The following is a 7,684-nucleotide window of genomic DNA, read 5'->3' on the forward strand; positions in this document are numbered from 1 at the left end:
TCTCTCGCGGTGTGTCAGTCGAGCGTCGCACGATCTGATGGCGGCGCTGGTGTGCGACCTCGGTGACCGCCCCGACCTTCCCGCTCCGGAAGCGAAGGCGTTCGACGCGGCGGTGGACGTGACCTACGAGGCGCTGTCCACCACGACGCACCACGCGGCGGTGGCGGCCGTGAACGGCCTGCTCGTAGCGGGGTGGCGGCTGGTGTCCCCCGACGGCGTGTCGCTGGAGCGGTAGGCCCATGGGTTGTCCTGCGGCGATGGCCGCCCCGGAGGGCTGCGACTGGTGCGGGGCGAAGCTCACCGGGCGCGCCCGCCGCTGGTGCAGCACCGCCTGCTCGACGGCCTACTGGGAGAACCACGGTTGGAACGAGGCCCGTGAGGCGGCGAAGCGCCGCGACGGCAACCGGTGCGTCCGTTGCGGCCACGACCCGCACGAGGAACGTCAGCGCCGCGAGGAGTTCGCCCACCTGCTGTGTCTCGTCTGCGGCCCGGTGTCCACATGGGCGCCGAGCGCACAGGAGGCCTACTGGATGTTCCTCCGGGTGCCGTCGTTGGAGGTCAACCACATCAACCCCGTTCTCGGCAGGCACGCAGTCGTTGGCTGTCACCATCACCTCGACGGCCTTGAGACGCTGTGCCACCGGTGCCATGTCGAAGAGACGGCCCGACAGTTCGGTCATCGCCGAGCATCTGCACCTGAGCCGTCGCTGTTCGAGCAGGTGGCCTGATGCTCGCCCGTTTCGCTTCGTGGGTGGCCCCGGATGCAGCCCTCGCCAGCATCGGACAGACGGAGGCGCGACGGTTGTGGTCGAGCGCTAGCCGCCTCAGGACTGCCGTCAAGGCCCGGCCTTCCCCGTGAAGGACAAGGAGGACGCCCGCTGGCGGGTAGCGAAGCGGCCACAACCTCTGGTCGGCGACGTGAAGCTCGACACCGTCGTGCGGCTCCTCCGCCGGGTGACGACCGACCAGCCTCCCGCCGACGAACCCGAGCGTCTCGCCCGGATGCGCCGCTACGAGGCCGACGAGGCGGCGTTCACCCGTTCCCTGTCGGCGAAGGCGAGGACGCTGATCGCCGAAGCCCGAGGCGAGCGGGAAGCCGTCCAGTGGGCGCGAATGGAGATCGCAGCGGACCGCCGAACGTTGGAGGCCGAGACGGCGGCGTCGTTGGCCGCGCCGGACGTGCTTGAGGCTGTCGCCGACCTGCTGCGTCACGCCGCCCGCATCGTCGGCCCCGCCCGCTGGGAGAGTGTCCCTGCGGCGAAGGCCGAAGCCCGTCAACGACTGATCGACCTCGCTGCGGCGTTGAACGCAGAAGAGTCCGGCCGGTTCGCCGCGCTCGTTGCCCAGGTCAACGGCGGTTCCTGATTCTCATGTCCAAGTCCTCCTACACCCCCGACGAGAAGAAAGCGTGAGGGACTCCGAACGTCGCAAGGCGCTGAACCGGGTGAAGGCGGTTGTCAACGAGTTCGACCCGTATGGGACGGCGTCGGGGATGCTGCTCGCGTTGGAGGGCCGGCCTCAGGCGCAGCGGTTGGAGACGGACCGCACGTCCGGTCACGCGACGGTGGCGGACGACGAGGGCATCCCCATGCCGGCGGTGTCCGACCCGACGGGCGAGGCGGCGATCCACCCCGATCGGGCGGCCTCCGATCTACGGAAGATGAACGACCTGCTGCTCCGGATGCGCCGCGACGCCGACGAGCTGTCCGTGTTGCAGGCCACCTACCGGGTGGACGGCCCGACCGCCGACCGGCTCCGCTCGGAGGCTGATCGGGCGAAGGTCGACAACAAGGAACGCTGCGAATCCTGCGCCCGGGTGAATCACTGGTCGCCGGTGCATCGCAGGTCGACGGTGAAGGGGAACCTGCCCCGGCCGATGCCGTTGTGCCGGTCCTGCTATCACGACGTGCTGGCGACGGGGAAGCTGCCGTCGCTGTCGGATGTGCGTGCCCGGGCCGAGGGCCGGAAGCTGTGGAGGCGAGCCGGGTGATGCTCCTCCCCGACTTCACCTACACGGCCAGCGTGGCCCTCAACGGCGACCACGAGCGGGTGATCCGAGCGGTCATCGGCGCCTTCGACCCGTCCGAGCAGGCCGGAGCCTGGCTGACGGTCGACGGCCACCCGGATCGGCTCGACCTCTATCGTGTCGGCGCCCGCCCTCGTGGCGACTGAGGGTAGGTGCTGCATCCCATCGTGTACCCCAAGATGTACGCTAAGCGTTGACTGGTGCCACGCGCCGGGAGCCTCAGCGCCGTGAAGAAGATCCCGACGCTGTTCCAGCGAACCGAAGACCGCCGCAGCCTCACCCCACACGTCACCCCCGGCTGCGAATGGGTCCTCGCCGGTGAAGGCACAGCGACCCGCAAGTACGACGGGCTCCTGCTGCCTGATCCGCGACGGCCCGCCTCTACAAGCGCCACGAACTCAAACCGGGCAGGCCTGCACCGGAAGGCTTCGAACCGGTCGACCACGACCCGCACACCAGCAAGACCGTCGGCTGGGTGCCGGTCGGCGACGGCCCCGAAGACCGTTGGCACCGGGAAGCGCTTACCACCACCCGCGCTGCGCACGACGGCACCTACGAACTCGTCGGCCCCAAAGTCCGCCTCCTCCACGACGCCGGGCAAAGTCGGCGCAGCTGCCATCTTCGCCGTCGCCAGCGAACCGTTCCGGGTTGCCTTGGACTGACCATCTGCTCTCGCACTTGCTCTGGCCTTCCTGTTGATGGGTCTGGCTACTCAGTCCGGATGCCGCATGTGCCGGACCCGCCGCGAAACCAGCCGAAGCCCCTACCGCCACGCAAGACCTGAGGCCGGGGGGGGTGGGTCCGCATCGCGAACACCGACAAGCCCAGGACCGCCGGGGTGGTCCGGCTTCTCTCCCCGAGAGGTTGAGGTTACGTAAAGTTGCCGCAGCGTCGTAGTCGGCATGAGCGGGGGTTGGGGTCGGATTACGACCGGCAGCGGGCGTTGTTGCCGCCGCCTCGTCCAGGGCAGTTGTGCCCGAGGTGTAAGGAGCCGATGGTGGCGGGGCAGGCCTTGGACGCTGGGCATGCGGAGGACCGGGCGCTAGGTGGGGCGGGTAGCCCGCTGCGGTGGGAGCACGCGTCGTGCAACCGTGCGGCGGGTGGTCGGTTGTCGCAGGTGTTGGGGAGGGCGCGGAGGGTGAGTCGGGCGGGGGATGATCCTCCGCCGTCGCGGAGGTGGTGATGCCGGTGGAGCGTCGGTGTGACCACTGCGGCCGTCCGTATGAGGCGAAGCGGAAGACGAGCCGGTTCTGTTGTGACAGTTGCCGGGCGAAGCACGGGCAGGGCCGGCCGGCGAAGCCGGTGGTGACGCCGATGCCCCGACCGACGGAGGCGGGGGTTGTGCGGGCGGCCCGGGAGGCGCTTGAGGCGGCGGGGCGGTTGGGTTCGCCGTTGGGGGCAGCGGCGTTGGCGTTGGCGGAGCGGGTCGACTCGGGTGAGGAGCGGGGGTCGGCGTTGGCGGCGGTGGTGAAGGAGCTGCGGGCGACGCTGGCGGAGGCGACGAAGGACGCTACGGCGGTGGGGGACCCGGTCGACGAGCTGAGGGCGCGGCGCGAGAAGCGGCTTCGTGGCGCTGGCTGACACCCTCGTCGAGCCGGCGTTCCTGTGGGTGCCGGACCACGTGTCGACGGCGGGCGGCGAGGCGGCCGAGTTCGCCGAGCAGGCCGGTGTAGGGCTGGACCCGGAGCAGAGGGTCGCGTTGGACGCGATCCTCGCGGAGCGGCCGGGCGGCCGGTGGGCTGCGGTGGAGGCGGCGATCGTCGCCCCCCGGCAGAACATCAAGACGCACGTGTTCAAGGTCGTCGCCCTCGCCGACCTGTACGTGTTCGAAACCGAGTACGTGGTGTGGACGGCGCACGAGTTCAACACGGCGATGGAAGCGTTTCGGGACGTGAAGGAGGTGATCGACGGGTTCGACTTCCTCCGCCGCCGGGTTCGCCGTGTGAACGAGGCGAACGGCGAGGAGGGCATCGAGTTCCTGTCCGGCCAGCGGCTCCGGTTTCGGGCGAGGACGAAGACCGGCGGCCGTGGCCTGACGGGCGACCGGATCATCTTGGACGAGGCGTTCGCGTTGCAGCCGTCTCACATGGGGTCGCTGATCCCGACCCTGTCGGCGAAGTCGGTGGAGGGGAACCCGCAAATCCTGTACGGCTCGTCGGCCGGCGGGGTGTCGGCGGACGTGCTCCGCTCGATACGGGACCGGGGCCGGAAGGGGGGCGACCCGTCGCTCGCCTACATCGAGTGGTGCGCCCCGCAGAAGCCGTGCGCGTCCGACGAGTGCAACCACGCTCTCGGGTCCGATGGGTGCGCGTTGGACGACATGGATCTGATCCGGTCGGCGAACCTGGCGTTGGGCCGGCGCATCTCGGAGGACTTCGTCCGCACCGAGCGCCGGTCGATGACGCCCGCCGAGTTCGCGAGGGAGCGGCTCGGCTGGTGGCAGGACCCGATCGCGGTGACGGGGTTTTCGTTGGAGCGGTGGGCCGAGTGCGCCGACCGCGGCGCGGCTCCCGGGGAGCCGCTGGTGTTCGCCGTGGACGTGTCCCCGAACAGCGCGTCTGCGGCGATCGTCGTCTGCGGCGGCCCCGTCGAGATCACCGCAGACGAGGACGACGACGGCCAACCGGTCCTCGACCACCGCCGGGGAACCGCGTGGGTGGTCCCCCGGCTGTTGGAACTCCGGGCGCGTCACCGTCCGAAGGCGGTCGGGTTGGACCCCGCCGGGCCGGCCGGTGTGCTCGTCAACGACCTGATCGACGCCGGCCTGACCGTCGGCGCCGACCCGGACGACCCGAACGTCGACGTGGTGCTGTTGGACGGCCCCCGTTCGCAGAGGGCGTGCGCCGACCTGGTCGACGCGGTGGTGGAACGACAGTTCGTCCACCGGGACCAGCAGGCGCTGAACCTGGCAGTGGTGGGGGCGCGCCGCCGGCAGTCGGGCGACGCGTGGAAGTGGTCGCGGCGGGATTCGGAGGTGGACATCTCGCCGCTGGTGGCAGCGACCATTGCCTACTACCTGTGGCGGACGGCCGGGGAGGCGAGCGACCCGTGGTTCGCGTTCGGCTGATCGCCGCCGTCGCGCTCGTCGCCGTCGGCGCGGCGGCCGTGGTGGCTGGCGTCGCGATGTGGTCCGTCCCTGCGGCGCTGATCGTCGCCGGGGTCGGTGCTGGTGCCGGTGGTCTGCTGCTCGTCGACGTTGGAGGTGACCGTGACCATCGAACTAGAGGACGTTCGACGCCTCCATCTCGACCCGGGTGACGTTCTCGTCGTCCGCCTGCCTCACCGGCCGTCGCCGGAGGAGGCGTGGCACCTCCGCGAGCGGCTCGCCGACGTGTTCCCCGGCCGGAAGGCGCTGATCCTCGGCCCCGGCGCCGACATCGAAGTCCTGTCGGACGACCCCCGGTCCGGTGTCCCGACCCGGCTGTCGTTGACGCCGTAGCTGACCGGGGTGAACCTCCTCCAGCGGCTGCGCTCCAGCGGCGGCGATGAGCAGCGGTACTCGTTGGAGGACTACGCGCAGGACGTGACCGCGTCGCTGTACTTCGGCGGCGCCGGTTACACCGGCCAGCCCATCCAGACCTACGGGAAGCCGGGCGAGAAGTCCGACGACGGGTTCGCCGGCCGGGTGTCGTCGATCTACAAGCGCAACGGGGTCGTGTTCGCCGTGCAGGCGGCCAGGCTCATGGTGTTCACCGAAGCCCGGTTCATGTGGCAGCAGCTCCGCGCCGGCCGGCCGCAGGATCTGTTCTGGACGCCGGAACTGCTGCTGCTCGAAACGCCGTGGGTGAACGGCTCTACCGGCGAACTGCTGGCCCGCATGATCCAAGATGTTGACCTCGCCGGCAACGCCTACATCCGCCGCACCGACCCGACAGCGCGGACGGCCGCCCTTGAACGGCTCCGACCCGACTGGACGACGATCATCCTCGGGTCGAACGACGACCTCATCAACTCTGAGGTGGTCGGCTACCTGTACGAGCCGGGCGGCCCCGGGTCGGGACGCGACCCGATCGTGATGGCCCGCGAGGAAGTCGCCCACTGGGCGCCGATCCCCGACCCGACGGCGACGTACCGGGGCATGTCGTGGATGACCCCGGTCCTGCGGGAGGTGCGGGGAGATTCGGCGTCGACGGACCACAAGATCGCGTTCTTCGACCACGCCGCCACCCCGAACATGGTCGTCAAGTTCGACGCCAGCATCGCCCCCGAGAAGGCCGAGAAGTTCAAGGCGATGCTCGAAGGGGAGCACCGCAGCTTCATCAACGCGTGGAAGACGCTGTACCTCGGCGGCGGCGCCGACGCCACGGTGGTCGGGTCGAGCTTCAAGGACATGGACTACCGGTCGATCCAGGCCGCCGGGGAGACTCGCATCGCCGCCGCGGCGGGGACGCCGCCGATCATCGTCGGCCTGTCCGAGGGGTTGGAGTCGGCGACGTACTCGAACTACGGGCAGGCGAAGCGCCGGTTCGCCGACATGACGATCCGGCCGCTGTGGCGCTCCTGCTCCGCCGCCTTGTCAACCGTGGTGAGCGTCCCGGAGCGGGCGCGGCTCTGGTACGACGACCGTGACATCCCCGCCCTCCAAGAGGATCAGGAGGCGGCGGCGAGGATTCAGCAGACCCGGGCTGAAACGATCCGGGCGCTGGTGCAGGAAGGCTTCGACCCGGACTCCGTCGTCAAGGCGGTGCTGGCCGAGGACTTCTCGCTCCTCAAGCACACCGGCAAGGTGTCGGTGCAGCTCAAGGAGCCGGGCAGCGACGCCGCCCAACCGGCCGCACCGGCCGCTTAGCACGACCCCGTTCATCTCCCGAGGGGAACCGCCCTGATGCCCGACGCGCCCCGCGACGACCTCATCCGATCGACGCCGCTGCGCGTCGCCCGCGTCGACGGGGACGCCGTCGTCGCCGGCCTGCTGCGCGCCGACGGCGACGACGAGCAGGGCTTGGGGACAATGGTCGGCTACCCGATCGTCTTCAACGCGTGGACCGAGATCGACTCGTGGGAAGGCCGGTTCCTGGAACGCGTCTCCTCCGGTGCGGTGAGCAAGACGCTGGAGGAGCGCGGCGACCGGGTCGTCGTCCTGTTCAACCACGGCTTCGACCCCCAGATCGGCGACAAGCCCCTCGGCCGCCCGTCGCTGATGGAACCCCGGAGCCGCGGCATGTACGCCGAGGTCCCCCTGTCGGACACGTCCTACAACCGGGACCTGCGCGCCCTCATCGACGACGGCGCCCTCTACGGCCAGTCGTTCCGGTTCTCGGTCGTTCGCGAGGAGTGGAACGAACCGAAGGCCGCCACGGCCGACAACCCCGATCGGCTCCCGGAACGGACGATCAAGGAGATCAGGCTGTACGAGTTCGGCCCGGTCACCTACCCGGCCTACGAGGCGACCACCCTCGGCATCCGGTCGAGGGACGCGTTCCGCCTCTGGCAGAACACCCCACCCGAGCAGCGCGCCAAGCTGCTCGAAGGCACCACCCGCGGTGCTACGCCGCCCCCGCCGGAGGCTCCGGCACCCGACGCGCCGGCCCCCGAGGCCACTCGTCGCGAATCAGCAGCCGACGCGCCGCCCGACGAAGGGCACCCGTCGCACCCCCCGCGCCCCCGCCTCACCCGCGAGTTCCGCCGGTTGTCAGCCGACGCCCGACGCGAATGGCT

Annotated in this window: 9 protein-coding genes; all 9 read left to right on the forward strand. The window is 70.4% G+C overall.

What is annotated here, in order from left to right:
- On the forward strand, positions 1-235 hold a 235-nt coding region (locus VGB14_19710; protein HEX9995160.1), incomplete at its 5' end, for a hypothetical protein.
- Positions 236-257: 22 nt separating this feature from the next.
- Positions 258-728: a hypothetical protein gene (locus VGB14_19715; protein ID HEX9995161.1), complete on the forward strand. Its 471-nt coding sequence runs from the start codon at positions 258-260 to the stop codon at positions 726-728.
- 127 nt (positions 729-855) lie between these two features.
- Complete coding sequence (locus VGB14_19720; protein ID HEX9995162.1) at positions 856-1,365, forward strand: hypothetical protein; 510 nt, start codon at positions 856-858, stop codon at positions 1,363-1,365.
- A gap of 43 nt (positions 1,366-1,408) precedes the next feature.
- Positions 1,409-1,990 (forward strand): hypothetical protein, encoded by a 582-nt coding sequence (locus VGB14_19725; protein ID HEX9995163.1) that lies wholly within the window; start codon positions 1,409-1,411, stop codon positions 1,988-1,990.
- Positions 1,990-2,172, forward strand: a complete 183-nt coding sequence (locus VGB14_19730) for a hypothetical protein (GenBank protein ID HEX9995164.1) — start codon at positions 1,990-1,992, stop codon at positions 2,170-2,172. Before VGB14_19725 ends, VGB14_19730 begins: the two co-directional genes overlap by 1 nt.
- Positions 2,173-3,593: 1,421 nt before the next feature.
- The gene (locus VGB14_19735; protein ID HEX9995165.1) at positions 3,594-5,093 is read left to right on the forward strand and encodes a hypothetical protein; all 1,500 of its coding nucleotides are present in this window, start codon (positions 3,594-3,596) and stop codon (positions 5,091-5,093) included.
- 96 nt (positions 5,094-5,189) lie between these two features.
- Entirely contained in the window at positions 5,190-5,465 is a 276-nt protein-coding gene (locus VGB14_19740; GenBank protein ID HEX9995166.1) for a hypothetical protein, read from the forward strand.
- A gap of 9 nt (positions 5,466-5,474) precedes the next feature.
- Entirely contained in the window at positions 5,475-6,815 is a 1,341-nt protein-coding gene (locus VGB14_19745; protein HEX9995167.1) for a phage portal protein, read from the forward strand.
- A 36-nt stretch (positions 6,816-6,851) separates the two neighbouring features.
- On the forward strand, positions 6,852-7,684 hold an 833-nt coding region (locus tag VGB14_19750), incomplete at its 3' end, for an HK97 family phage prohead protease (GenBank protein ID HEX9995168.1).

Source organism: Acidimicrobiales bacterium, from assembly GCA_036399815.1.
In the GTDB taxonomy this organism is placed as follows: Bacteria; Actinomycetota; Acidimicrobiia; order Acidimicrobiales; family DASWMK01; genus DASWMK01.

What these genes read in the sequence shown, in the direction of transcription:
- VGB14_19715 (HEX9995161.1), top strand. Translation starts at nt 258, where the DNA reads ATGGCCGCCCCGGAGGGCTGCGACTGGTGCGGGGCGAAGCTCACCGGG.
- VGB14_19730 (HEX9995164.1), top strand. Translation starts at nt 1,990, where the DNA reads ATGCTCCTCCCCGACTTCACCTACACGGCCAGCGTGGCCCTCAACGGC.